This is a genomic window from Microbacterium paraoxydans (assembly GCF_900105335.1).
Taxonomy (GTDB): Bacteria; Actinomycetota; Actinomycetes; order Actinomycetales; family Microbacteriaceae; genus Microbacterium; species Microbacterium paraoxydans.
The window spans coordinates 2,937,183-2,959,906 of sequence record NZ_LT629770.1; the positions used below are offsets into that span (position 1 = coordinate 2,937,183).

Sequence of the window (22,724 nt, forward strand, 5' to 3'; positions counted from 1 at the left end):
CCGGGAGCCTATCGGCCCGCGCGGTCAGGAGTTCACGCGGATGATCTCCTGCTGGTACGGCGCGATCACGTCGCCGGAGATCCGGAGGTCGAGGACGAGGAAGCGCCGGGTCGCCGGGTCCTCCTCGGCCCAGGTGGAAAGACGCTCCAGGTCGTCGAGCGTCCGCACGACGACGCCCTCCGCACCGACCGCGGCCCCGAACGCGGCGAAGTCGACCTCGGGGATGCGCATCGGTCCCTCGGCCAGGCCCTTCAGCCCGTAGAGGTTGACCTCGGCGCCGTACGCGGCATCGTTCCAGACCACGGCCATGCCGCGTCCGCCCGCTGCCCGCACGGCCGATTCGAGGTCGGCGATCGCCATGAGCCCGCCGCCGTCGCCGGAGGTGAGCACGATGGTCGCGTCACGACGGGCGAGGGCGGCGCCGACCACGCTGGGCCAGCCCTGTCCGATCGACTGGAACGCGGTGCCGATCATCATCATCCGGTCGGGCGCGGCGACCGGCCAGTACATGTTCGCCCAGCCGATGAAGTGCCCGCCATCCGAGACCACGACGCGGTCTTCGGGGAGGAGGTCGGCGATCCGGCGCGCGGCGGAACGCGGGTCGAGGCGGCCGTCCGGCGCGAGCTCGTCTCCGGGCTCGTACGCGCGGGCCGCGGCGACGTCGACCGTCTCCCTCCAGGGTCGGGCGGGCACAACGTCGGAGCCCGCGCCCGACACGCCGCCGGAGTCGGGGGTGGCCCCGGCGAGTCTGGCGGCATCTCCGAAGTCGTGCCCGGAGGAGAGGCGGGTGACGAGGGCCTCGGCGGCGAGGCGGGCGTCGGCGCGCACGAAGCCGCCGACGTGGGCATGGGTCGCGGCCGGAGCGGTGTCGATCTGGTACACCCGGGTGCCCGGGGCGAACAGCTCGCCGAAGCGCATCGTGAACTGGTTGAGGCTCGCGCCGAAGACCACGGCGACGTCGGCGGTCCGCACGAGCTCCATCGCCCCCTCGGCGCCGAAGCCGCCCGTCACGCCGAGGTCGTACCGGGCGTCCGGGAAGATGCCGCGGCCGAGGGCGGAGGAGGCGGTGAGGGCCCCGGTCTGCGCGGCGAGGGTGCCGAGAGCCTCGCCCGCGTCGGCCAGCCAGGCCCCGCGCCCGGCGAGGAGGAACGGGCGCTCGGCGTCGCGCAGGGCGGCGGCGATCTCATCCAGCATGCCCTCGGCGAAGTCCCCGCGCGGGGCGAGCGGCGCGGGGAGGCGGGGAGCCGGGGCCGCCGGCACCGCGCCTGCCTCGAGGGCGGCCACGTCGTAGGGGATGGCGAGCACGACGGGCACGCGATAGGTGAGGGCGTGCTCGACGGCGATAACGGTGGTCGCGGCGGCATCGGTCCGCCCGACGGTATAGGTGCGCGCGCCCACCGCCGAGGCCAGAGCGATCTGGTCCACGTCCCACGGCCGCGGCCCCGATGTGGGCTCGTCACCGACGACGAGGACGAGCGGCACGTGCGCCTGCACGGCCTCGGCCAGCGCCGTGATCGTGTTCGTGAAGCCGGCGCCGTAGGTGGAGGTGCCCGCGGCGATGCGGCCGGAGGCGCGGAAGTGCGCGTCGGCCGCGACGACCGCGCCCTGCTCGTGACGGACGGCGGTGAAGGTGGCGTCCGTCTGCGTCTCGAGGGCGTCGAGGAAGTAGGCGTTGCCGTTGCCCATGACGCCGAAGACGGCATCGACGTGCTGGGCGAGGGTGAGGGCGACGTGCGCGGAGACGGAGGGCATGGGGAAGCCTTTCGAGACAGGGACGGAGAAGGGGGATCCGTATGTGTCTCGCCCTCGCGGCGATGCGAGGTGCTTCGTGCCTCTTTTTCAGGCACCGGCGGGGCCGGACCTGCTCAGTCTAGCGGCGGCTCGGACGGAGCGGATGCGCGAGAATGGACCGATGACGGATGCATCGATCGAGCGCGAGACGCTCACGTGGGACGGCTTCGGCGCGGCGACGCGCGATCTGGCGCGGAACATCATCGCGACGGGCTTCGAGCCGGAGGTCGTGGTGGCGATCGCGCGCGGCGGCCTGCTCCCGGCCGGCGCCATCGCGTACGGACTCGGCGTGAAGAACTGCGGCGCCATCAACGTCGAGTTCTACACCGGCATCGGCACCGTGCTGGACGCCCCGGAGGTGCTGCCGCCCGAGCTCGACATGGCCTACCTCGACGGTCGCCGCGTCCTGCTCGTGGACGATGTCGCCGACTCCGGTCGCACGCTGGCGCTCGCGGTGCAGCTGCTGCAGGAGAAGGGCGCCGACGTGCGCTCCGTCACGATCTACACGAAGCCCTCGACGATCATCCAGCCGGACTTCGCGTGGAAGGACACCGACCTCTGGATCGACTTCCCCTGGTCGTTCCGCGGCACGGTGCGTCAGGAGGACGAGGGACTCCCGCCCACGGCCTGATCAGGAGTCGTCCGCCGCACCGCGCCGCAGCGCCAGGAGGGTCTGGATCGTGTCGGCCTCCGCAGCGCTCTTGTCCGGACGGTAGCCCTTGACCCGGGCGAAGCGGAGGGCGAGGCCGCCGGGGTAACGCGGGGACCGCTGCACGCCGTCGATCGCGATCTCGACCACGAGTTCCGGCCGGAGGAACACCGTGGACGCGGAGCGATGGGTCTCGTGCGCCGAGAACTCGTCGGTCTGCCACTGAAGCAGCGCATCGGTGAGGCCCTTGAACGTTTTGCCCACCATCACGAAGCCGCCGGGCTCGCCGAAGTCGCCATCCGGGTCCCGCGCGCCGAGGTGCAGGTTCGACAGCCAGCCGCGCCGTCGCCCCGACCCCCACTCGGCGCCGAGCACGACGAGGTCGAACGTGAGGACCGGCTTCACCTTCACCCAGGACTTGCCGCGACGGCCGGCGGCGTACGGCGCATCCACGGCCTTCACGAGCACGCCTTCATGACCGGCCGCCAGGGCTTCGCGGGACAGGCGCTCGGCCTCCTCCGCGCTGTCGGTCACGATGCCGGGCATGCGCCACTCGCCGGCGATCTCGGCCAGGACCTCCTGACGCACCGACAGTGGCTCGTCCAGTAGGTCGCGGCCGTCCACGTGCAGGACGTCGAAGAACCAGGGTCGCAGGGCGAGCTCGCGCGCGGCATCCGCGCCGAACCGGGACATCGTCTCCTGGAACGGCCGGGGACCGCCGTCCTCGTCGAGCGCCAGGGTCTCGCCGTCGAGGATGACCTCCTGCGCGGGAAGACCGCGGACGACCTCGACGATCTCGGGCAGCCGGTGGGTGACGTCTGCGAGGCTCCGTGTGTAGATGCCGACCTCATCGCCGCGGCGGTGCACCTGGATCCGCGCGCCGTCGAGCTTGTACTCGACCGAGGCGCGTCCGGTGATCTCCAGGGCGGCCGTGGGCGTCGGCGCCGTGGCCGCGAGCATGGGGAGCACGGGGCGTCCCACCCGGAGCCCGACCTCGTCGAGCGCTCCTTCGGCACCGGTGAGCGCGAGCAGCGCCGTCTCACCGAGGTCGCCGGAGAGCATGGCGGCCCGTCGCACCGTGGCAGGCGGGGCCTCGGCGGCGCGGGCGATCGCGTCGAGGAGCACGCCGCTCAACGCGCCGGTGCGGAGCTCCCCGAGCATCGCCCTGGTCAGGAAGTCCCATTCGGGAGCGGTGGCCCGGGCGGCGAGGTCGTGCAGCAGCTCGCTGCGCACGCCGGCCGAACCGGAGCCCGAGGTGTGCGCCAGTGTGTCGAAGACATGGTCGACCTCCGCGATGGTCAGGGTCGAGGTCGCGCTGTGCTCGATCGCGAGATTCGTCAGCCCCCGCCAGCCCACGCCGAGGCGTCCCTGGCGCGGCGCGGCGAGGAGCAGGCCCACGAGAGGTGCGATGTCGTCGGCGTCGGCCCGGCGGAGCAGCGCCGCGATCGCTTCGATCTTGGCCAGGCGAGACGAGGTCGCGGCGACCTGGTCGGTGGTGGTGACGAGCTCCGAGAGCAGCATGCCGGCATCCTCCCACCGGGGTCGGACACCGCACGAGACGGTTGACAGCGACGACAGGGCCGTAACGTCAGCGCCCGCGGAACTCCGGCTTCCGCTTCTCCTGGAACGCGGCGAAGCCCTCGCGGTAGTCCTCGGTGTCGCACAGGGCGGCCTGCGCCGCGTTCTCGACGTCGATGGACTCCCACAGGGTGAGGCGTTCGTCGCGGATGCGGGCGACGAGCTCCTTGCTCGCCCGGAAGGCGGCCGTGGCGCCGTGGGCGGCCTTCCCCGCAGCGGCCGTCGTGGCGGCGAGCACCTCGTCGTCCGGGAAAACCTGGGAGAAGAGCCCCGAGCGCACGGCTTCCGTGCCGCTCATGAGCCGGCCCGTGTAGATGAGGTCGAGGGTCTTGTGCGGGCCGAGCCGGTCGAGGAACAGCGCGTGCCCGCCGGAGTCGAGGGTCGCCCCGAGGGCGGCGAACGGCGAGCCGATCTTCGCCGATTCCGCGACGTAGACGACATCCGTCGCGATGAGCAGCCCGAGGCCCACGCCGAGACAGGCGCCGTGGGCGACGGCGAAGGTCGGCGCGGGGAAGCGGGACATCCGCTGCAGCAGGGGCGTCACGCGTCCGCCGAGGTAGCCGAGCACATCGTCGTCGCGCGGATCGACGGCGGAGATGTCCCGCCCGGCGCAGAATGCCCGCCCTTCACCGCGGAGCAGCAGCGCCCGCACCCCGGCGGCCTCGGCCTCCCGGTACGCGGCGTCGAGCTCCGCGAGGGCGGCCTCGTCCAGGGCATTGAGCTTCGCGGGGGCGTCGAGCACCACGGTGGCGACGTCGTCGGCGATGGCGAGATCGATCATCAGGACTCCTCAGACGTCGTAGTCCACGACCACGCGGTCGCTGGTGGGATGGGACTGGCAGGTGAGCACGTAGCCGCGCTCCAGCTCGTCGGGCTCCAGGGCGTAGTTCTCGGTCATCGTGACGCTGCCCTCGAGTACGCGCGCGCGGCAGGTGCCGCAGACGCCGCCCGCGCACGCGAACGGGGCGTCCGGCCGCACCCGCAGTGCGGCGTTGAGCACCGACTCGCGCGCCGCGACCGGGCTCTCCACCGTGGACGAGACGCCGTCGAGGTTCACCTCGATCCGCACCGTCTTCTCGCCCGAGCGCACTGCGACCGGCCGAGCGGCCCGCACCGGCTCGTCGCCGGTCGTGAACAGCTCGAAGCGCACGTGTTCGCGGGGCACGCCCACGTCGGCCAGCACCTCCCGGCAGAGGTCGACGAGCGCGAGCGGTCCGCACAGGAACCACTCGTCCACGTCGGCCGGGTCGATCAGCGCGTCGAGGATCGTCCGCAGCTTGGGCTCGTCGATGCGGCCGGAGAGCACCGGCGCGGTCCGCTGCTCGCGGGACAGCACATGGTGCAGCGTGAGCCTCGTCGGGTAGCGGTCCTTGAGGTCGGCGAGGTCCTCCAGGAACATCACGTCCAGCGTCGACCGGTTCGTGTAGAGGAGCGTGAACCGCGAGGTCTGCGAGCGGGAGAGCACGGTGTGCGCGAGAGCCATCAGCGGTGTGATCCCGGAGCCGGCCGCGATGCCGACGACGTGCTTCTCGTCCAGATCGTCGAGACCGGAGGTGAACGTGCCCTGGGGGCTCATGACGTCGATGCGGAAGCCCGGGCGCAGGCCGGTCTGGGCCCACGTGGAGAACATCCCGCCCTCGTCGCGCTTCACGGCGACGCTCAGGCGGGTGGGCGCCCCGTCGGTGCGATGCTCGGGCGCCCGGCACAGCGAGTAGGAGCGCCGCACCTCCACGCCGTCCAGCGTCGTCCGCAGCGCCACGTACTGCCCGGGGAGGTGGTCGTAGTCGTCGGCGAGCTCCGCGGGCACCGTGAAGGTCACCTCGACGGCGTCCTCGGTGAGCGGACGGACGTCCTCGACCTCGAGCGTGTGGAACCGGGCACGGCTCCGCGCCCGGGAGGCGGAGGCGGGAGAGGACGCCGGCGTCGTCGTCGGGGCCGGGGAGAACAGCGACATCAGTGCACCTTGAAGTGATCGAAGGGTTCCAGGCATGCCCGGCACTCGTACAGCGCCTTGCACGAGGTCGACCCGAAGCGGGAGACCTCCCTGGTGTCGAGCGAGCCGCATCGGGGGCAGCGCACGCTCAGGGCGAGCCGGATCGGACCGGCGGGTACGGCCGCGCGGCCGCTGGGCGGCGCGATCCCGTACGCGCGGAGCTTCTGCTTCCCGGCGTCACTCATCCAGTCGGTGGTCCACGCGGGGGAGAGCACGAGCCGCACCTCGACGTCCGCGAAGCCGGCGGCCGTGAGCGCGAGGACCACGTCGTCGCGGATCGTGTCCATGGCCGGGCACCCGCTGTAGGTCGGCGTGATGTCGACGATCACGCGCTCGCCGCGGAGCTCGACCGCCCGCAGCACGCCGAGGTCCTCGATCGTGAGCACCGGCACCTCCGGGTCCGGCACGGCGGCGGCGATCCGCCACGCCTCGGCCGTCGTGTCGGCGGTGGTCCGGCTCACCATGACGCCCCCGGGTGTCGTCGCGCCAGGACCTGCATCTCGGCGAGGAGGTGGCCGAAGGGGGTCGCGTGCGCGCCGTTCCGGCCGCCCGCCGACGACGCCGAGACCTCCGGAACCGCGAGCCCGGCCTCGGCGAACACGGTGGCGATGACCGCGTCGAACTGGGCCCGGAGGCTCGACGGGCGCACGGCGGCATCGCCGAGCCGGTCGATCAGCGGCTCGTCGCGGAACAGCTCGTCGACGTACGGCCACACGTCCGTGAGGGCACGGATCATCCGCCGCCGGGACTCCTCCGTGCCGCCCGCCAGGCGCAGCACCCACTGCACGGCGTGGTCACGGTGGTAGTCGACCTCCTTCAGCGCCTTCTCCGCGATCGCGGCGAATGTGGGCTCGGTGCTCGCGCGGAGGGCGGCGTAGAGCTCCACCAGGTAGACCGAGGCGACGAGCTGGCGCGCGATGGTCTGCGCGAAGTCGCCGTTCGGCTGCTCCACGATCCAGGCGCTGCGGAACTCCGGCTCGTCGCGGAAGTACGCGAGGTCGTCCTCGGAACGGCCGTCCCACGTGCCTGCGAAGTGCAGGAAGGAGCGCGCGTGGCCGAGGAGGTCGAGGGCGATGTTGCCGAGCGCCACGTCCTCCTCGAGCTCGGGGGCCCGGGAGATCCAGGCACCGAGCTGCTGCGACAGGATGAGGGCGTCGTCGCCGAGCCACAGGGCGTACTCGGCGATGTCGGCGCTCGCCGCGGTCGTGCCCGCGCCGGCGAGCTCTTCGCTGAGCCGCAGCTCGTCGACGGAGACGTCGCCATGCGCTTCCCCGTGGACGGCGCCGGCTCCCTGAGCGGAGCCGGGGGCCTGAGCGGAGCTGGGGCCCTGAGCGGAGCTGGGGCCCTGAGCCTGTCGAAGGGTCACAGGTGCGGCACCCCCTCGGAGGCGGTGTAGTACACCGCGTGCCGGTAGTTCTTGCCGGCGGGACTCTCGAAGTACGCTCCCTTGGCATCGGGGTCGCTCGTGATGATCGCCTCGGCGGGGACCGCCCAGATCGACACGCCCTCGCCCCGGCGGGTGTAGAGGTCGCGCGCGTTGCGGATGGCCATGTCGGCGTCGGGGGCGTGCAGCGAGCCGACGTGCACGTGGCTCAGCCCGCGGTTCGCCCGCACGAAGATCTCCCACAGGGGCCAGACCTCGCGGCCCTGGGTCCCTGAGCTCGTCGAAGGGTCCGCACCGGGGGTCGCCATCACGCCACCGCCCCTTCAGGGGTCAGGCGGGAACGCTGCTTGCGGGCGTACTCCGCGGCGGCCTCCCGCACCCACGCGCCCTCGTCGTGCGCCGTGCGGCGGCGCTCCAGACGCTCGGCGTTGCAGGGGCCGTTGCCGCGCAGCACCTGGAAGAACTCGTCCCAGTCGATCTCGCCCATCTCGTAGCGACCGGTCTCCTCGTCGAACCGCAGGTCCGGGTCGGGGAGGGTGACGCCGAGGATCTCGGCCTGGGGCACGAGCATGCCGACGAACCGCTGACGCAGCTCGTCGTTGGAGAAGCGCTTGATCTTCCACGCCATCGACTGGGCGGAGTTGGGGGACTGGTCGTCGGGCGGCCCGAACATCGCCAGGCTCGGCCAGTACCAGCGGTCCACCGCGTCCTGCGCCATCTGCCGCTGCTCGTCGGTGCCGCGCATGAGCGAGAGCAGGATCTCGAACCCCTGGCGCTGGTGGAACGACTCCTCCTTGCAGATGCGCACCATCGCGCGGCCGTAGGGGCCGTAGGAGGCGCGGCACAGCGGCACCTGGTTGCAGATCGCGGCGCCGTCGACGAGCCAGCCGATCGCGCCCATGTCGGCCCAGGTCGGGGTGGGGTAGTTGAAGATCGACGAGTACTTCGCCTTGCCGGAGATGAGCTGGTCCATCATCTCGTCACGGGTGATGCCGAGGGTCTGCGCGGCGGAGTAGAGGTAGAGGCCGTGCCCGGCCTCGTCCTGCACCTTCGCCATGAGGATCGCCTTGCGCTTGAGGCTCGGTGCGCGGGTGATCCAGTTGCCCTCGGGCTGCATGCCGATGATCTCGGAGTGCGCGTGCTGGGAGATCTGCCGGATGAGCGTCTTGCGATAGGCCTCGGGCATCCAGTCGCGCGGCTCGATGCGCTGCTCGTTCGCGATCAGCTCGTCGAACAGGCGTTCCTCGTCGGAGGTCTCGCCGTCCACGAGGGACAGGTCTGCGGGACTGGTCATCGTCGACTCCTCGGGCTCCGGTCCTTCTTTACTGACCGATCGTTAGGTAATTCTGACACACGCGACGGCCCGATTCAACAGGGCGTGTCAACGGGAGCGCGAGATCAGTGCCAGCAGCGCGCGGCCGTAAGCCTCCGCCGGATCCGGGTGCTCGAACCGCAGGGGAGCACCGGCGAGCTCGATCTCGACGCGGAACGTGTCAGGGAGGCGGGTGAGGGTGCGGAACGTCCCGCGGAGGAGGTCGCGCAGCTGGTCCTCGCGCGGCAGCCACACCGCATCGGCGAGGGTCACGGCGTCGAGCGCCCACTCCGTCGTGCCGTTGAAGGCGAGGTCCGTGCCGGCCGGCGTCTGCCTCGCCTCGATGGTCATCGCGCTCACCGTGAAGACGTCGGCCTCCGCCTCCAGCTCCACCTCGTCGGGCAGATCGAGCTGGAACCGGTCACCCTCCGCGGGTTTCCAGGTCAGACCGGCATCGCGGAGCGCGACGGCGAGTTCGCGGGTGATCATTCCTCCACGCTACGGCCTTCCCACCGGTCATCCACCGAGAGCGGGCGGCGGTCGGAGTCCTGTCCGAGGTCTGCGGCAGAGTGGAGGGCATGACCTCTCCGACCGCCGTCCCCCTCCGCGAGGCCGCCCGCGCCGCCCTCGGCGAACTCGTCGGTCGTCCCGACGTCGACTTCCACGACGGCCAGTTCGAGGCGATCGAGGCACTGGTGGAGGGGCGTCGCCGCGCGCTCGTTGTGCAGCGCACCGGGTGGGGGAAGTCGGCGGTGTACTTCGTCGCGACCCTGCTCCGCCGCCGGCAGGGAGCCGGCCCCACCGTGCTCGTCTCCCCGCTCCTGGCGCTCATGCGCGACCAGATCGCCGCGGCCGAGCGTGCGGGCGTGCGCGCCGTGGCGATCAACTCGACGAACGCCCACGAGTGGGCAGAGGTGCAGGAGCGGCTCGCCGGAGACGACGTCGACGTGCTGCTCGTCTCGCCGGAGCGGCTGAACAACCCGGCCTTCCGAGAGGAGCAGCTGCCCGCGCTGGTGGCGCGGCTCGGCATGCTCGTCGTCGACGAGGCGCACTGCATCAGCGACTGGGGGCACGACTTCCGCCCGGACTACCGCCGACTGCGCGACCTCATCGCGCAGATGCCCGCCGATGTGCCGGTGCTGGCGACGACCGCGACGGCGAACTCCCGCGTGGTGGCAGACGTGGCCGAGCAGCTCGGGGCGCTGCCTGGCGGCGCGGGCGAAGCGGAGACGGTGCCCGTGCTCACGATCCGCGGGCCCCTCGCCCGCACCTCGCTGCGGCTCGGGGTGCTCCGCCTCAAGGACTCGGCGAGCCGCCTGGCCTGGCTGCTCAGCCACCTCGACGACCTCCCCGGCAGCGGGATCATCTACACGCTGACGGTGGCGGCGGCGGTCGACACCGCGCGGTTCCTGCGCGATCACGGCCATGACGTGCGCGCCTACACGGGGCAGACCGACGCCGAGGAGCGTGCGGAGTCGGAGGGCATGCTCAAGCGCAACGAGGTGAAGGCCCTCGTCGCGACCAGCGCCCTCGGCATGGGGTTCGACAAGCCGGACCTCGGATTCGTCGTGCACCTCGGAGCACCGTCCTCGCCCGTCGCGTACTACCAGCAGGTGGGACGAGCGGGGCGTGCCAGCGAGAGCGCCGACGTGCTCCTGCTCCCCGGTGTCGAAGACCGTGAGATCTGGCACTACTTCGCGACCGCGTCGATGCCGGATCGGGAGCGTGCCGAACGGGTGATCGCGGCGCTCGGCGACACTCCGATCTCGACGCCGGCGCTGGAGGCCCTCGTCGACATCCGCCGCACGCCCCTCGAGCTGCTGCTGAAGGTGCTCGACGTGGATGGTGCCGTGCGTCGCGTGCAGGGTGGGTGGGTCGCGACGGGACAGCCGTGGACGTACGACGCCGAACGCTACGAGCGCATCGCCGCCGAGCGGGTCGCGGAGCAGGAGCACATGCTCGAGTACGAGCGCACGGACGGCTGTCGCATGGCCTTCCTGCAGCGGGCTCTCGACGACGACACCGCGGCCCCCTGCGGCCGGTGCGACAACTGCGCGGGCGTGTGGTTCCCGGCGGAGGTCGCGCAGACGGCGAGCGTGCAGGCGGCGGCCTCCCTCGACCGGGTCGGCGTGCCGGTCGAGCCGCGCCGCGCGTGGCCGACAGGGGCCGACCGCCTCGACGTGCCGGTGCGCGGGCGCATCCCCGCGGGAGAGCAGTCCGATGAGGGGCGTGCCCTCGCCCGGCTCACCGACCTGGGCTGGGGCGGCACGCTGCGCGAGATCTTCGCGGCAGGCGCCCCGGACGCGCCGATCAGCCCGGCGCTGCTGCAGGCGTGCGTGCGCGTGCTCGCCGGGTGGGACTGGGCGGAGCGGCCGGTGGCCGTGATCGCGATGCCGTCGCGGTCGCATCCGCAGCTCGTCGACTCCCTCGCCCGCGGGCTGTCCGAGATCGGGCGGCTGCCGTACCTCGGCGCGCTGGAGTGGCGCGGCGGAGGGCCTTCGGGGCAGGCGGGCGGGAACAGCGCGTTCCGGCTCGCGGGGGTGTGGGACCGCTTCGACGCGGCGCATCTCGAGGTCCCCGCCGGCCCGGTGCTGCTCGTCGACGACCTCATCGACAGTCGCTGGACCCTGACGGTCGCGGCGCGCGCGGTGCGGCAGGCCGGGGCCACGGCCGTGCTGCCGTTCGCGCTCGGCCTGCGCGGCTGACCGCCGCCGTCAGTCCTGGGCGGGGGCCACGGGCGGTGGCCAGGTCGTCGCGCCGAGTTCGCGGGAGATGTTCCGTGCCGTCTCGCGGAGCGCGTGCACGACGGTGTCGGATGCCGGTGCCTCCGCGGTCGGCAGCACGACGGCCACCGCGGCGACGATCGTGTTCGAGGCGTCGGCGATCGGCGCCGCGAGGGACGATTCGCCGAGGACGGCCTCATCGCTCTCCGCCGCCGTCCCGCGCTCCGCGATCCCCGGCAGCTCGAGGGTCAGCCGGGCGACGTCGGTGACCGTGTCGCCGGTGAGGCTGCGCAGGGGCTCGGCGAACACGCTCTCCTGGAAGCCCTGGTCGTACGCGAGGAGCACCTTCCCCATCGCGGAGGCGTGGGCGGGGACCGCCATCCCCGTCTCCAGCATCTGCGGGCTGTCGTCGGGGCGGAGGTTGTGATGGATGACGAGGACGTCCGTGAGGTGCGGGGCGCCGAGACGCACGGACAGCTCCGTCCGCCGCGCCAGGTCCTGCGTCCAGCGCATCGCCCGCGCCCGCACGTCCAGGGTGTCGAGGTACACGTTGCTCAGTCGCAGCAGGGTGGGGCCGAGCATGTACCGCTGTCCGCCGCGCTCCTTCGCGACAAGGCCGTGCGCGCGCAGCGACTTCACGAGGCCGTGCACGGTCGACGGCGGCAGGCCGAGGGCCGCGGAGAGGTCCGTGATGCCGAGGTGGCGGGCGCCCTGGAGCAGGTCGAGGATCTTCGCCGCGCGGTCGATCGCCTGGATCATGCGCGTCCTCCTTCCGGTCGTCGTCGAGCCGGGTTTCCGGTCGCCGGATCGATCTTGACAACCCGGCAGGCTCCGAGCATATTCGACATTGACGAATCCTTTTCGGATTTTCGCTCGAGACTCACGCCGCATCAAAGGAGATCGCAGGATGAAGAAGCTCATCAACGCCCCGGAGGACGTCCTCGTCGAGTCCCTGAAGGGCGTCGCCGCCGCGCACCCCGAACTCTCGGTCGACCTGGAGAACCACGTCATCACCCGGGCGACACCGAAGGCGCAGGGCAAGGTGGCCGTCGTCTCCGGCGGCGGATCCGGCCATGAGCCCCTGCACGGCGGCTACGTCGGCACCGGCATGCTCGACGCGGCCGTCGCCGGCGAGGTCTTCACCTCGCCCACCCCCGACCGCGTTCAGGTCGCCACCCAGGCGGTCGACCGCGGCGCCGGCGTGCTGCACATCGTCAAGAACTACACGGGCGACGTGCTGAACTTCGAGATGGCCGCCGAACTCGCCGCCATGGAAGGGATCGAGGTGGGCACGGTCGTCGTGGACGACGACGTGGCCGTGCAGGACTCGCTCTACACCGCGGGGCGCCGAGGCGTCGGCCTCACGGTCCTGCTGGAGAAGCTCGTGGGGGCAGCCGCGGAGGAGGGCCGCGACCTCGCGGCCGTGGTCGACCTCGCGAAGCGCATCAACGGTCAGGGGCGCTCCATGGGCATGGCCCTCACCAGCTGCACGGTCCCCGCCGCGGGCAAGCCCACGTTCGACCTCCCCGACGACCAGATGGAGATCGGCATCGGCATCCACGGAGAGCCGGGCCGACACCGTGAGCCGCTCGCCCCCGCGTCGGAGATCGCCCGGCAGCTCGTCGAGCCGATCCTCGGCGACCTCGATGCGGCAGGACCCGCGATCGTGATGCTCAACGGCATGGGCGCCACGCCCCTGATCGAGCTCTACCTCATGTACGGCGAGGTCGCCGCGATGCTGGAGAAGTCCGGCGTGCAGATCGCGCGGAACCTGGTGGGCAACTACATCACCTCCCTCGACATGGCCGGGTGCTCCGTCACGGTGCTGAAGGCCGACGACGAGCTGCTGCGCCTGTGGGACGCCCCGGTGAACACCCCCGGCCTGCGGTGGGGCGCGTGATGGCGGCCGTCGGCACCGACGTCCTCGTCGACTGGATCTCCCGGTACCGCGAGGCCGTCACCGCGCAGCGCGACTGGCTCACGGAACTGGACTCCGCGATCGGGGACGCCGACCACGGCGCGAACATGGCGCGGGGCTTCACGGCGGTCGGGGAGAAGCTCGCGGCGACGACGCCCGCGACGATCGACGAGTTGCTCAAGACCGTCGGCATGACGCTGGTGAGCTCGGTGGGCGGCGCGAGCGGCCCCCTCTACGGCACGTTCTTCCTGCGCATGGGGATGTCGGCCGGTGCGGTGACGACACTGGACGGACCGGCGCTCGCCGCCGCGCTCCGGGCGGGGCTCGAGGGCATCGTCGCGCGGGGCAAGCCCGAGGCCGGCGACAAGACGATGTTCGACGCGATGGCCCCCGCGGTCGACGCTTTCGATGCCGCCCTCGCCGGCGGAGCGGACGCGGCGGCGGCGGCCAGGGCGGCTGCGGACGCCGCGGCCGCCGGTCGTGACGCCACGGTGCCCCTCGTCGCCCGGAAGGGCAGAGCGAGCTACCTCGGTGAGCGCAGCGCCGGTCACCTCGACCCCGGTGCCGCCTCGACCGCGCTCCTGTTCGAGGCGCTCGCGGCGGCCCTCGCGGACGCCGGATGATCGGGATCGTCGCCGTCTCCCACAGTGCCCGGCTCGGGGAGGCGGCACTCGAACTCGCCCTGCAGATGGTGCCGGGCGGCGGCGTGCAGGTCCGCGTGGCGGCCGGCGCTGGCGTGGACGCGAACGGCGCGCCGATCCTGGGGACGGACGCCGTCGCGGTCTCGGCGGCGATCGACGAGCTCGCCGGCGAGGTCGACGGCGTGCTCGTGCTCATGGACCTCGGTTCGGCCGTGCTGAGCGCCGAGCTCGCGCTGGAACTGCGCAGCAGCGACGTGCCGGTGCGGCTCGCGCCCGCGCCGTTCGTCGAGGGGCTCCTCGCCGCGGTCGTGGCCGCGGCGGCCGGGGGCGACCTCGATGCGGTCGCCGCTGAAGCCGCGTCGGCCCTCGCCGCGAAGACAGGTCAGCTCGGCCCGACGGACGATGCGACGGCAGAAGACACCGAGACGTCGCCCGCGGAGCCCGCTCCTGACGGGTCGGAGCCGGCCGGGGAGACGGTGTCCCGTCGTGTGCGGGTGCGCAACCCTCTCGGCATCCACGCCCGGCCCGCCGCCCTGATCGCGGAATCGGCGGCGGGCGCGGACGTGCGCCTGCGGCGGCTGCCGGACGGCCCGGAAGCCGCGGCCGGGAGCCTGACCCGGCTGCTCGCACTCGGAGCACGTCAGGGGACCGAGATCGAGCTCACGGGTCGGGGAGCCGACGCGGAGGCGGCGATCGACCGCCTGGTGTCGCTCTTCCAGGGCGGGTTCGGCGAGGGCGTCGAGACGGACGAGGGCGCCGCCGGCAGCCCCGGAACCGCGCCCGCGCGCGCCACCGCCGGCGACGACCAGGCGGGAGCCCGGGCCGACCACGAGTCGGCGCCGACGCCGGAGATCGTCTCCGGATCCGTGCTGCAGGGCCGCGGCGTCAGCCCGGGACGTGTGGCCGCGAGGGCGGTGTCCCTCGCGCCGGCACTCCCGGAACCGGATGCCGAGACCGTCGTCCCGCCGGAGGGTCGGGAGGCGGAGGTCTCCACGATCGAGTGGGCGGCGGTCGCCGTCGCCGATCAGCTGCGCTCGCGCGCCGAACGGGCCCGCGGAGAGGCGCGGGCGATCCTGGACGCGTCCCGGCTCCTCGCCTCGGACCCGGAGCTCGTCGCCGAAGCCACCGCCCTCGTGCGCGCACAGGGGCGGACGGCGGCGCGGGCGGTCTGGGAGACGTCCGCGGCGCATGAGGCGGCGCTCGCGGCGCTCGGCGGGAGGATGGCGGAACGCGCCGCCGACATCCGTGACGTCCGCGATCGCATGATTGCCGAGATCCTCCGGGTGGACATGCCCGGCGTCCCCGAACGAGACGAGCCGTTCGTGCTCGTCGCGACCGACCTCGCTCCGGCCGACACGGCAGCGCTGGACGGCGGGAGCTGCGTCGCTCTCGTGACCGCGGACGGCGGACCCACGTCGCACACGGCGATCATCGCGCGGGCGCTGGGGCTCCCGGCCGTGGTCGGAGTGCCAGGGGCGACCGGCATCCCGGAGGGGGCCATGCTCCTCGTCGACGGGGATCGCGGCACGATCCACGTCGACCCGGACGAGGCGGAGATCGCCGAGGCGCGGGCCGCGGCGGTCGTGGTGACCTTCGACGGACGGGGCCGTCTCGCGGACGGGACCCGCGTACCGCTCCTGGCCAACGTCGGAGGGGCCGCGGATGCCGGGAGCGCGGCCGCTGCGCACGCCGAGGGGGTCGGACTCTTCCGCACCGAGTTCTGCTTCCTCGACCGGACGGAGGCGCCGAGCATCGAGGAGCAGGTCGAGGCGTACCGCGGGGTGCTGCGCGCATTCCCCGGGCGGAAGGTCGTCGTGCGCACGCTGGATGCGGGGAGCGACAAGCCCTTGCCGTTCGCGAACGACGACGACGAGGACAACCCGGCGCTCGGCGTCCGGGGTCTGCGCCTCTCCCGGCGCCGGCCCGCCCTGCTCGACGACCAGCTGCGCGCGCTGGCCAGGGCCGCCGATGCGGAGTCCGCCGAGGTGGAGGTCATGGCCCCGATGGTCGCCACGGTCGACGAGGCGGCGGACTTCGCCGCACGGTGCCGTGCCGCGGGTCTCGACAGAGCGGGGATCATGATCGAGACCCCGGCGGCGGCGCTGCTGGCCGCCGAGCTGTTCGAGGTCGTGGACTTCGTGAGTCTCGGGACCAACGACCTCGCGCAGTACACCCTGGCTGCGGACCGGCTGTCCAGTGCGCTCGCCGATCTCAACGATCCCTGGCAGCCGGCGGTGCTGCGGCTGATCGGGACGGTCGGGGCAGCGGGACGGGCGGCGGGCAAGCCGGTCGGGATCTGCGGGGAGGCGGCCGGTGACCCGGCACTCGCCCCCGTGCTCGTGGGGCTCGGCGCGACCTCGCTGTCGATGACGCCTCGTGCGCTCGGGCGGGTGGCGGCCGCGCTCGACGCGGCGGGCCCGGACGAGTGCCGTCGGGCGGCTGACGGTGCGAGCCGCGCAGCGACCGCTGCAGAGGCGCGGCAGGCAGCAGCTCTCGTGCTCGGCGGAGGCGGCGCCGGCTGAGCCGCACGGCTCTTCCGGCTGCGATCGGCATGGCTTGTATGCCTTCCGTGGCATGACTATTGTCTCGTTCGCATATCGACCGTGTGCGGGCGGGCTCGGGGCGTCTCCCGACCGCTACTCTTCCCCCAGGGGGCGCCGTGTTCACGGCGCACATGATCATGCGGAGGGTTCATGTCGGCGACGGTGCACGGCGGATGGAAGCTGCGAGGAGCGGCGCTCCTCGCGGCGGTGGTGGCGGGAGTGCTGGTGGTGCTCCCGGGGTGCGCGGCGACGCCCGAGGCGACACCCACGGCGACCGCATCACGGGCGCCGGAGACCCCGACGCCCACTCCCGATCCCTATTCCGGGCCCCTCCTCTTCGTCGGGGACGAGCTCGACGCGTTCGCCCTCACGCCCGCCGAGGTCGCCGATCTTCTTCCCTCCGCGCCTCCGGCGACGGAGGTCGAGGACACGCTGCTGCAGTATTCCGACGGCGGCGGCCCGGAGTTCACGCCGGCGGTCTGCGTGCTGCTGATCATGGAAGCCTCCATGGGCAGCATCGGCGCGCGAACCGTGCCGTGGGTGAACGCGGACGACACGGGCATGAGCGGGAAGCAGGAGATCCTGCAGTTCCCGTCGGAAGACATCGCCGCGTCGCGCATGGACGACCTGGTCGACACCGTCGAGCAGTGCGCGCAGTTCGATGCGCAGGGGGCGGGAACCTTCGCCGCCGTCGCGGCGCCGGAGACGGACGGCGTCCGGGCCTTCGCCGGAACCCTGGAGATGGGCTCGGGGCAGAGCGCCTGGCGGGCGCACCACGGCTTCGCCGCGGTGGGGAACGTCATCGTGCACCTGTGGCAGCCGGCCAGGGACGGTTCGGAGTTCGACGCCGAGCGTGCGGCGCTGCTCCTGCGTGACCGCGCGGGGGAGGCGAAGACCGCCTTCGTGGAGAAGCTGACCGCCACGCCGCCCGCGACGCCGACGCCGGAGACGGCCGACCCCGCCGCCCCGTGGAGCGAATGGGAGATGACCGCGACGGGTGTCGGACCGCTGCAGCTGGGTATGTCTCGCGAGGAGGCGCTGGCGGCGGTCCCGGGGGCGACCGCGCAGGCCGCCGGCGGGACGGACACGCTGGTGCGCCTCACGAGCGGGGACGACGCGAGCACGCTCCTGCTGCAGTTCACGGACGATGGCACGACGCTCTCGGGGATCACCGCCGGCATCGCGAACGTGCAGGGCGACGTCGAGCCGGACGGTGCCGTCCTTCCCGCGACGGGCGGAGTCCGCATCGGCGCGCCGGTGACGGAGGCGACTGCCGCATTCCCGGAGGGCACCTTCATCCGCATCGTCTCGTCGGGCGAGTACTTCTACCAGTCAGCGACGCGGGACGGGGGCATCATCCGCTTCCGCGCCGATCGGGATGCGGCGGACCCCGCGGCCGTCATCACCGGGGTGACCGTGGAGGACGCGACCCTCTGGCCGCCGCTCACGATCAGGTGAACCGTCGACCGTCGTCCCGACCTCCTTGCGTTACTGACCGATCGTTCAGTTAGTATGGGCGGACGGGACGCGGTGGTCCCGTCCCAGCGCGACGAGGAGGTCGGCGATGACGGAGGCGACGGATACGGCGGAGGCCGTGCGGCCGAACCGGGCGATGATGGAACGCGACCGGGCCTCGGCGATGCTCGGGCTCGTGGTCGAACGCGACGACCCGGGACACGCGGTCGTGTCCATGCGCGTCCGTGAGGACATGACCAACGGCTTCCAGATCACCCACGGTGGCCTCGTGTTCGCGCTCGCCGACACCGCCTTCGCGATCGCCTGCAACGAGGACGATCGGGTGACCGTCGCCGCCGGTGCGGACATCTCGTTCCTCAAGCCCACCGTCGCGGGGCAGACGCTCACCGCGACGGCCGTCCGCCGCACCCGCACCGGTCGCTCCGGCCTGTACGACGTGACGGTCGTGGACGAGCAGGGCGACGCCGTCGCCGAGTTCCGCGGCCGCTCCCGCACCACCTCCCGCACCTTCTGATCCCACCCGTTCCGAGGAGTCCCCGTGTCGACGATGACCGCCCCCGCCTCCGCCCTCCGCCCGCCGACGACTGAGGAGCTCGATCCCGAGGAGCGGCTGAGCCGTGCCGAGATCGAGCAGCTCCAGCTCGAGCGCCTGCAGTGGACCGTGCAGCACGCCTACCGCAACGTGCCGCTCTACACGCGGAAGTTCGACGACGCGGGCGTGCATCCCGACGACATCCGCACGCTCGACGACGTGCACCGGCTGCCCTTCACCACCAAGGACGACCTGCGCGAGACGTACCCTTTCGGGATGTTCGCGGTGCCGATGGCCGACGTCGCCCGCATCCACGCGTCCAGCGGCACCACGGGCCGCCCGACCGTCGTCGGCTACACGCGCGGCGACCTCGACCGCTGGGGGACGCTGGTGGCCCGCTCGCTCCGCGCCAGCGGCATCCGGCGCGGCATGAAGGTGCACAACGCCTACGGGTACGGCCTGTTCACGGGCGGGCTCGGGGCACATGCCGGCATCGAGGCGCTGGGCGCCACCGTGATCCCGATGTCGGGCGGACAGACCGCCCGCCAGGTGCAGCTCATCCGCGACTTCGAGCCGGACGCGATCCTGTGCACCCCGAGCTACCTGCTCACGATCGCCGACGCGATGGCGGCGCAGGGCATCGACCCGCGGTCCACCTCGCTCCAGGTGGCGGTGCTCGGCGCGGAGCCCTGGACCAATGAGATGAGGCACGAGCTGGAGCAGCGGCTCGGCATCGACGCCCTCGACATCTTCGGGCTCAGCGAGGTCATGGGGCCGGGCGTCGGCAACGAGTGCCTCGAGACCAAGGACGGCCCGCACCTGTGGGAGGACCACTTCCTGCCGGAGGTGATCGACGGCGACAGCCTGCAGGCTCTGCCGGACGGCGAACGGGGCGAGCTCGTCTTCACCTCGCTCACCAAGGAGGCGTTCCCCGTCATCCGCTACCGCACGCGCGACATCACCCGCCTGCTCCCCGGCACGGCGCGTCCGGGTATGCGGCGGATGGAGAAGGTCACCGGGCGCAACGACGACATGATCATCCTGCGCGGCGTCAACCTCTTCCCGACGCAGATCGAGGAGCTGGTGCTCGGGATCGAGCAGCTCACGCCGCACTTCATCCTGGAGCTGACGAAGGAGGGCCGGATGGACGCCCTCACGGTGCGCATCGAGCGCCACCCCGACCTGTCCGTGGAGACGTGCGAGGCGGCGGCGCAGGTGCTGGTGCAGCGCATCAAGGTGTTCATCGGCTCGTCGGTCGCCGTCCGGCTGGAGGAGCCCGGGGCGCTGCCGCGCAGCGAGGGCAAGTACAAGCGCGTCTACGACCTGCGCTGACACGCGGGGGTCTCGCACCCGTCTTCCGCGGTGCGGGGCGCGGGCGGTGCGAGACTGAGGGGGATGTCCGAGATGCAGACCACGCGGCGCGGCCGCCCCGGGTACGACCAGCAGGGGATCCTCGCCGTCGCGGTGGCCGCCTTCAACGAGCACGGCTACGACGCGACCTCGATCGGGATGCTCGCCGAGCGCCTCGGGCTGTCGAAGTCGGCGATCTACCATCACTTCGGGTCGAAGGACGAGATGCTCGACCGGGCCCTCGACAGTGCTCTCGGCGGCCTCGAAGCCGTGGTCGACGCGCCCCTTCCGGAGGGTGAGGGAGCCGCCGATGCGGTCGCCCGCCTGGAGCACGTGCTCCGCGGCGCCGTCCACGTGCTCGTGGACCAGCTCCCCGCCGTGACGCTGCTGCTGCGCGTGCGCGGGAACACCGACGTCGAGCGCCGCGCCCTCACCCGGCGGCGGGCGTTCGACCGCCGCATCACGGCCCTCGTCGCGGAGGCGCAGGCCGAGGGGGCCCTGCGCTCCGACATCGACGCGGCCGTCGTCGCCCGCCTGACGTTCGGCATGATCAACTCCATCGTCGAGTGGTACCGCCCCGGCGGTCGCGAGGGCGCCGACCGTCTCGCCGACGACGTCGTCGCGATCGCCCTCGACGGCCTCCGCCACCCCTGACCCCGAGACCCCGTCTCCGCGTCGAGGCCCCGCCCTCTCCGCGTGGGAAGGGCGGGGCCTCGACGAGAACCCGGGGTTTCGGGATCAGGCGGGGGTGAGCTCCTTCGCGACGAGGGTCAGGACGTCGTAGGTCGCGACGAGCTCGTCGTCCTGGTTCTTCAGCACCGCGTCCCAGCGCACCTCGCCGTACTCGTCGGTCTCCCGCGGCGTGATCTGCTTGGCGGTGAGCTCGACGCGGATCTCGTCGCCAGGGGAAACCGGCGTCACGAAGCGCAGGTTCTCCAGCCCGGAGTTTGCGAGCACGGGTCCGGGAGCCGGGTCGACGAAGAGCCCCGCCGCCCACGACACCAGCAGGTAGCCGTGGGCCACGCGTCCGGGGAAGAAGGGGTTCGCTGCCGCCGACGCCTCGTCCATGTGCGCGTAGAACGTGTCGCCCGTGAACGCCGCGAACGTCTCGATGTCGTCGAGGGTGACGGTGCGCGAGGGACTGACGACCTGATCCCCGATGCGCAGCTCCGCCAGCGACTTGCGGAAGGGGTGCACGCCGTCGCCGGTGTCGAACGGACGGGCCGAGGCCCCCTGGTGCCAGACCCCGGTGAGCGCGGTCATCATCTCCGGGGAGCCCTGCACCGCGGTGCGCTGCATGTGGTGCAGCACCGCCCGGATGCCGCCGAGCTCCTCTCCGCCGCCGGCGCGACCGGGACCGCCGTGCACGAGGTTCGGGAGCGGGGAGCCGTGGCCCGTCGAGCTGCGGGCGTCGTCGCGGTCGAGGAAGAGCACGCGCCCGTTGTACGCGGCGATCCCCGCGGCCAGCGTCCTCGCGACCTCCGGGTCGTGCGTCGCGACACTCGTCACGAGCGAGCCGCCGCCCCGGGCCACGAGCGCCGCCGCCTCGTCCAGCGTGCGGTAGCCGAGGATGCTGGAGACGGGGCCGAACGCCTCGATCTCGTTCACGGCGGGGCTGGTCGCATCGGCGAAGCGCAGGAGCATCGGCGCCACGAACGCGCCGTCCTCCGCGGGGCCCTCGCTGCCGTCCGCACGGCGGACCGTCGGCGTCTCGGGGGAGCCGATCACGAGCTCGCCGCCGCCCTCGCGGAGCCGCGTCACCTGCCGGAGCACCTCGTCGCGCTGGGCCGTCGAGGCGAGCGGTCCCATCGTTACGCCCTCGGCGCGCGGGTCGCCCACGACGATCCGCGCGGCGAGCCGGTCGCGCACCGCGGCGATCACGTCGTCCACCGCCTCCTCGGGCACGATCGCCCGCCGGATCGCGGTGCACTTCTGTCCGGCCTTGGACGTCATCTCCGCGACGAGCTGCTTCACGTAGGCGTCGAACTCCGGGGTGCCGGAGGTCGCATCCGTGCCGAGCACCGAGGCGTTGATCGAGTCGGTCTCGCTGGTAAAGCGGACTCCGCCGGTCTGCACCGCGTCGTGCGCCCGCAGCCGCTCCGCCGTCGACGCGGAACCGGTGAACGCGACGAGGTCGCCCAGCCGGAGGTGCTCGAAGAGGTCGGGGACGCTGCCGGACACGAGCTGCAGCGACCCCTCGGGCAGCAGCCCGGACTCGACCATCACCCGCACCATGGCCTCGGTGAGGTAGCCGGTGGGGGTGGCGGGCTTCACGACCGTGGGGACACCGGCGAGGAAGGCCGGCGCGAACTTCTCCAGCGAGCCCCAGACGGGGAAGTTGAAGGCGTTGATCTGCACCGCCACCCCGGGCAGCCGGGTGTAGATGTGCCGACCGAGGAAGGAGCCGTCCCGCGACAGGTTCTCCACGGCGCCGTCGACGTAGACCTTCGTGTTCGGCAGCTCGCGGCGGCCCTTGCTGGAGTACGCGAAGAGCACGCCGATGCCGCCGTCGATGTCGACCCAGGAGTCCTGCGCGGTGGCGCCGGTGCGGCTGGAGAGCGCGTACAGCTCCTCCTTGCGGGCGGTCAGTGCGAGCGCGAGCTGCTTGAGCAGGACGGCGCGCTGGTGGAACGTGAGCTCGCCGAGCGCCGCCTGACCGGTGGTGCGGGCGAAGTCGAGCGCCGCACCGAGGTCGAGACCGGCGGTGGAGACGCGGGCCACCGTCTCCCCGGTCGAGGCGTCGCGCACCTCGGTGGCGTCCGCGTCGGAGGCGGGCGTCCACCAGGAGCCCTGCACGTAGCTGGGGAGGATCTCGGTCATGGGGGTTCCCTTCA

20 protein-coding genes are annotated in these 22,724 nt (G+C 72.6%); 9 read left to right on the forward strand and 11 right to left on the reverse strand.

Translation table 11 applies throughout. The features are described 5' to 3' along the window. Positions 1-24: 24 nt before the first annotated feature. Positions 25-1,752 (reverse strand): thiamine pyrophosphate-binding protein, encoded by a 1,728-nt coding sequence (locus tag BLU02_RS14385; protein ID WP_083371025.1) that lies wholly within the window; start codon positions 1,750-1,752, stop codon positions 25-27. Between the two features lie 160 nt (positions 1,753-1,912). Here BLU02_RS14385 and BLU02_RS14390 point away from each other — a divergent pair, with 160 nt between their 5' ends. Further along, positions 1,913-2,422, forward strand: coding sequence for a phosphoribosyltransferase (locus BLU02_RS14390; RefSeq protein ID WP_060923485.1), 510 nt, complete (start codon positions 1,913-1,915; stop codon positions 2,420-2,422). Here BLU02_RS14390 and BLU02_RS14395 read toward each other — a convergent pair whose 3' ends face one another. The 8 genes from BLU02_RS14395 to BLU02_RS14430 all read right to left on the reverse strand — a co-directional run bounded on the left by BLU02_RS14395 (position 2,423) and on the right by BLU02_RS14430 (position 9,196). Continuing rightward, positions 2,423-3,961 (reverse strand): ATP-dependent DNA ligase, encoded by a 1,539-nt coding sequence (locus tag BLU02_RS14395; RefSeq protein WP_060923484.1) that lies wholly within the window; start codon positions 3,959-3,961, stop codon positions 2,423-2,425. Between the two features lie 67 nt (positions 3,962-4,028). Continuing rightward, the gene (locus BLU02_RS14400; RefSeq protein ID WP_060923483.1) at positions 4,029-4,799 is read right to left on the reverse strand and encodes an enoyl-CoA hydratase/isomerase family protein; all 771 of its coding nucleotides are present in this window, start codon (positions 4,797-4,799) and stop codon (positions 4,029-4,031) included. 9 nt (positions 4,800-4,808) lie between these two features. Next, positions 4,809-5,972: a 1,2-phenylacetyl-CoA epoxidase subunit PaaE gene (paaE, locus tag BLU02_RS14405; protein WP_060923482.1), complete on the reverse strand. Its 1,164-nt coding sequence runs from the start codon at positions 5,970-5,972 to the stop codon at positions 4,809-4,811. Next, entirely contained in the window at positions 5,972-6,475 is a 504-nt protein-coding gene (paaD, locus tag BLU02_RS14410; RefSeq protein ID WP_060923481.1) for a 1,2-phenylacetyl-CoA epoxidase subunit PaaD, read from the reverse strand. The genes paaE and paaD overlap by 1 nt, the downstream gene beginning before the upstream one ends. Further along, positions 6,469-7,251, reverse strand: coding sequence for a 1,2-phenylacetyl-CoA epoxidase subunit PaaC (gene paaC / locus BLU02_RS14415; protein WP_157547100.1), 783 nt, complete (start codon positions 7,249-7,251; stop codon positions 6,469-6,471). Before paaC ends, paaD begins: the two co-directional genes overlap by 7 nt. Before the next feature lie 122 nt (positions 7,252-7,373). Further along, complete coding sequence (paaB, locus tag BLU02_RS14420; protein ID WP_060923572.1) at positions 7,374-7,703, reverse strand: 1,2-phenylacetyl-CoA epoxidase subunit PaaB; 330 nt, start codon at positions 7,701-7,703, stop codon at positions 7,374-7,376. Next, positions 7,703-8,689: a 1,2-phenylacetyl-CoA epoxidase subunit PaaA gene (gene paaA / locus BLU02_RS14425; protein ID WP_060923571.1), complete on the reverse strand. Its 987-nt coding sequence runs from the start codon at positions 8,687-8,689 to the stop codon at positions 7,703-7,705. Before paaA ends, paaB begins: the two co-directional genes overlap by 1 nt. 87 nt (positions 8,690-8,776) lie before the next feature. Beyond that, positions 8,777-9,196, reverse strand: a complete 420-nt coding sequence (locus tag BLU02_RS14430; protein WP_060923570.1) for a hypothetical protein — start codon at positions 9,194-9,196, stop codon at positions 8,777-8,779. Between the two features lie 89 nt (positions 9,197-9,285). Here BLU02_RS14430 and BLU02_RS14435 point away from each other — a divergent pair, with 89 nt between their 5' ends. Beyond that, positions 9,286-11,412 (forward strand): RecQ family ATP-dependent DNA helicase, encoded by a 2,127-nt coding sequence (locus BLU02_RS14435; protein WP_083371027.1) that lies wholly within the window; start codon positions 9,286-9,288, stop codon positions 11,410-11,412. Between the two features lie 9 nt (positions 11,413-11,421). Here the strand turns inward: BLU02_RS14435 and BLU02_RS14440 are convergent, their stop codons facing one another. Then, entirely contained in the window at positions 11,422-12,189 is a 768-nt protein-coding gene (locus tag BLU02_RS14440) for an IclR family transcriptional regulator (RefSeq protein WP_060923638.1), read from the reverse strand. A 148-nt stretch (positions 12,190-12,337) separates the two neighbouring features. Between BLU02_RS14440 and dhaK the strand changes: the two genes are divergently transcribed. From dhaK to BLU02_RS14475, 7 genes are all read left to right on the forward strand, one after another. Continuing rightward, positions 12,338-13,330 carry a dihydroxyacetone kinase subunit DhaK gene (gene dhaK / locus BLU02_RS14445; protein ID WP_060923637.1) on the forward strand — a complete coding sequence of 331 codons (993 nt, stop codon included), beginning with the start codon at positions 12,338-12,340 and terminating at the stop codon, positions 13,328-13,330. Then, a complete protein-coding gene (gene dhaL, locus BLU02_RS14450) occupies positions 13,330-13,971 on the forward strand; it encodes a dihydroxyacetone kinase subunit DhaL (protein WP_083371088.1) in 642 nt (213 codons plus the stop codon). The genes dhaK and dhaL overlap by 1 nt, the downstream gene beginning before the upstream one ends. Continuing rightward, positions 13,968-16,511, forward strand: coding sequence for a phosphoenolpyruvate--protein phosphotransferase (gene ptsP, locus BLU02_RS14455; RefSeq protein ID WP_083371028.1), 2,544 nt, complete (start codon positions 13,968-13,970; stop codon positions 16,509-16,511). Before dhaL ends, ptsP begins: the two co-directional genes overlap by 4 nt. A gap of 171 nt (positions 16,512-16,682) precedes the next feature. Continuing rightward, complete coding sequence (locus tag BLU02_RS14460) at positions 16,683-17,990, forward strand: sensor domain-containing protein (RefSeq protein ID WP_060923118.1); 1,308 nt, start codon at positions 16,683-16,685, stop codon at positions 17,988-17,990. Positions 17,991-18,096: 106 nt separating this feature from the next. Next, positions 18,097-18,522, forward strand: coding sequence for a hydroxyphenylacetyl-CoA thioesterase PaaI (gene paaI, locus BLU02_RS14465; RefSeq protein WP_060923117.1), 426 nt, complete (start codon positions 18,097-18,099; stop codon positions 18,520-18,522). Positions 18,523-18,555: 33 nt separating this feature from the next. Continuing rightward, the gene (gene paaK / locus BLU02_RS14470) at positions 18,556-19,872 is read left to right on the forward strand and encodes a phenylacetate--CoA ligase PaaK (RefSeq protein ID WP_060923120.1); all 1,317 of its coding nucleotides are present in this window, start codon (positions 18,556-18,558) and stop codon (positions 19,870-19,872) included. Between the two features lie 63 nt (positions 19,873-19,935). Continuing rightward, positions 19,936-20,544, forward strand: a complete 609-nt coding sequence (locus BLU02_RS14475) for a TetR/AcrR family transcriptional regulator (RefSeq protein WP_060923116.1) — start codon at positions 19,936-19,938, stop codon at positions 20,542-20,544. A gap of 84 nt (positions 20,545-20,628) precedes the next feature. Here the strand turns inward: BLU02_RS14475 and paaZ are convergent, their stop codons facing one another. After that, positions 20,629-22,710 (reverse strand): phenylacetic acid degradation bifunctional protein PaaZ, encoded by a 2,082-nt coding sequence (gene paaZ, locus BLU02_RS14480; RefSeq protein ID WP_082750144.1) that lies wholly within the window; start codon positions 22,708-22,710, stop codon positions 20,629-20,631. Between the last annotated feature and the right edge of the window lie 14 nt (positions 22,711-22,724).

Excerpts from the sequence above, each read along its gene's own strand:
- dhaK (WP_060923637.1), top strand. The coding sequence starts at position 12,338 with ATGAAGAAGCTCATCAACGCCCCGGAGGACGTCCTCGTCGAGTCCCTG.
- dhaL (WP_083371088.1), top strand. The coding sequence starts at position 13,330 with ATGGCGGCCGTCGGCACCGACGTCCTCGTCGACTGGATCTCCCGGTAC.
- paaD (WP_060923481.1), bottom strand. The coding sequence starts at position 6,475 with ATGGTGAGCCGGACCACCGCCGACACGACGGCCGAGGCGTGGCGGATC.
- paaK (WP_060923120.1), top strand. The coding sequence starts at position 18,556 with ATGACCGCCCCCGCCTCCGCCCTCCGCCCGCCGACGACTGAGGAGCTC.
- paaE (WP_060923482.1), bottom strand. The coding sequence starts at position 5,972 with ATGTCGCTGTTCTCCCCGGCCCCGACGACGACGCCGGCGTCCTCTCCC.
- paaZ (WP_082750144.1), bottom strand. The coding sequence starts at position 22,710 with ATGACCGAGATCCTCCCCAGCTACGTGCAGGGCTCCTGGTGGACGCCC.
- paaA (WP_060923571.1), bottom strand. The coding sequence starts at position 8,689 with ATGACCAGTCCCGCAGACCTGTCCCTCGTGGACGGCGAGACCTCCGAC.
- BLU02_RS14440 (WP_060923638.1), bottom strand. The coding sequence starts at position 12,189 with ATGATCCAGGCGATCGACCGCGCGGCGAAGATCCTCGACCTGCTCCAG.
- BLU02_RS14400 (WP_060923483.1), bottom strand. The coding sequence starts at position 4,799 with ATGATCGATCTCGCCATCGCCGACGACGTCGCCACCGTGGTGCTCGAC.
- BLU02_RS14385 (WP_083371025.1), bottom strand. The coding sequence starts at position 1,752 with ATGCCCTCCGTCTCCGCGCACGTCGCCCTCACCCTCGCCCAGCACGTC.
- BLU02_RS14430 (WP_060923570.1), bottom strand. The coding sequence starts at position 9,196 with ATGATCACCCGCGAACTCGCCGTCGCGCTCCGCGATGCCGGTCTGACC.
- paaB (WP_060923572.1), bottom strand. The coding sequence starts at position 7,703 with ATGGCGACCCCCGGTGCGGACCCTTCGACGAGCTCAGGGACCCAGGGC.
- BLU02_RS14460 (WP_060923118.1), top strand. The coding sequence starts at position 16,683 with ATGTCGGCGACGGTGCACGGCGGATGGAAGCTGCGAGGAGCGGCGCTC.
- BLU02_RS14475 (WP_060923116.1), top strand. The coding sequence starts at position 19,936 with ATGTCCGAGATGCAGACCACGCGGCGCGGCCGCCCCGGGTACGACCAG.
- BLU02_RS14395 (WP_060923484.1), bottom strand. The coding sequence starts at position 3,961 with ATGCTGCTCTCGGAGCTCGTCACCACCACCGACCAGGTCGCCGCGACC.
- paaI (WP_060923117.1), top strand. The coding sequence starts at position 18,097 with ATGACGGAGGCGACGGATACGGCGGAGGCCGTGCGGCCGAACCGGGCG.
- BLU02_RS14390 (WP_060923485.1), top strand. The coding sequence starts at position 1,913 with ATGACGGATGCATCGATCGAGCGCGAGACGCTCACGTGGGACGGCTTC.
- BLU02_RS14435 (WP_083371027.1), top strand. The coding sequence starts at position 9,286 with ATGACCTCTCCGACCGCCGTCCCCCTCCGCGAGGCCGCCCGCGCCGCC.
- ptsP (WP_083371028.1), top strand. The coding sequence starts at position 13,968 with ATGATCGGGATCGTCGCCGTCTCCCACAGTGCCCGGCTCGGGGAGGCG.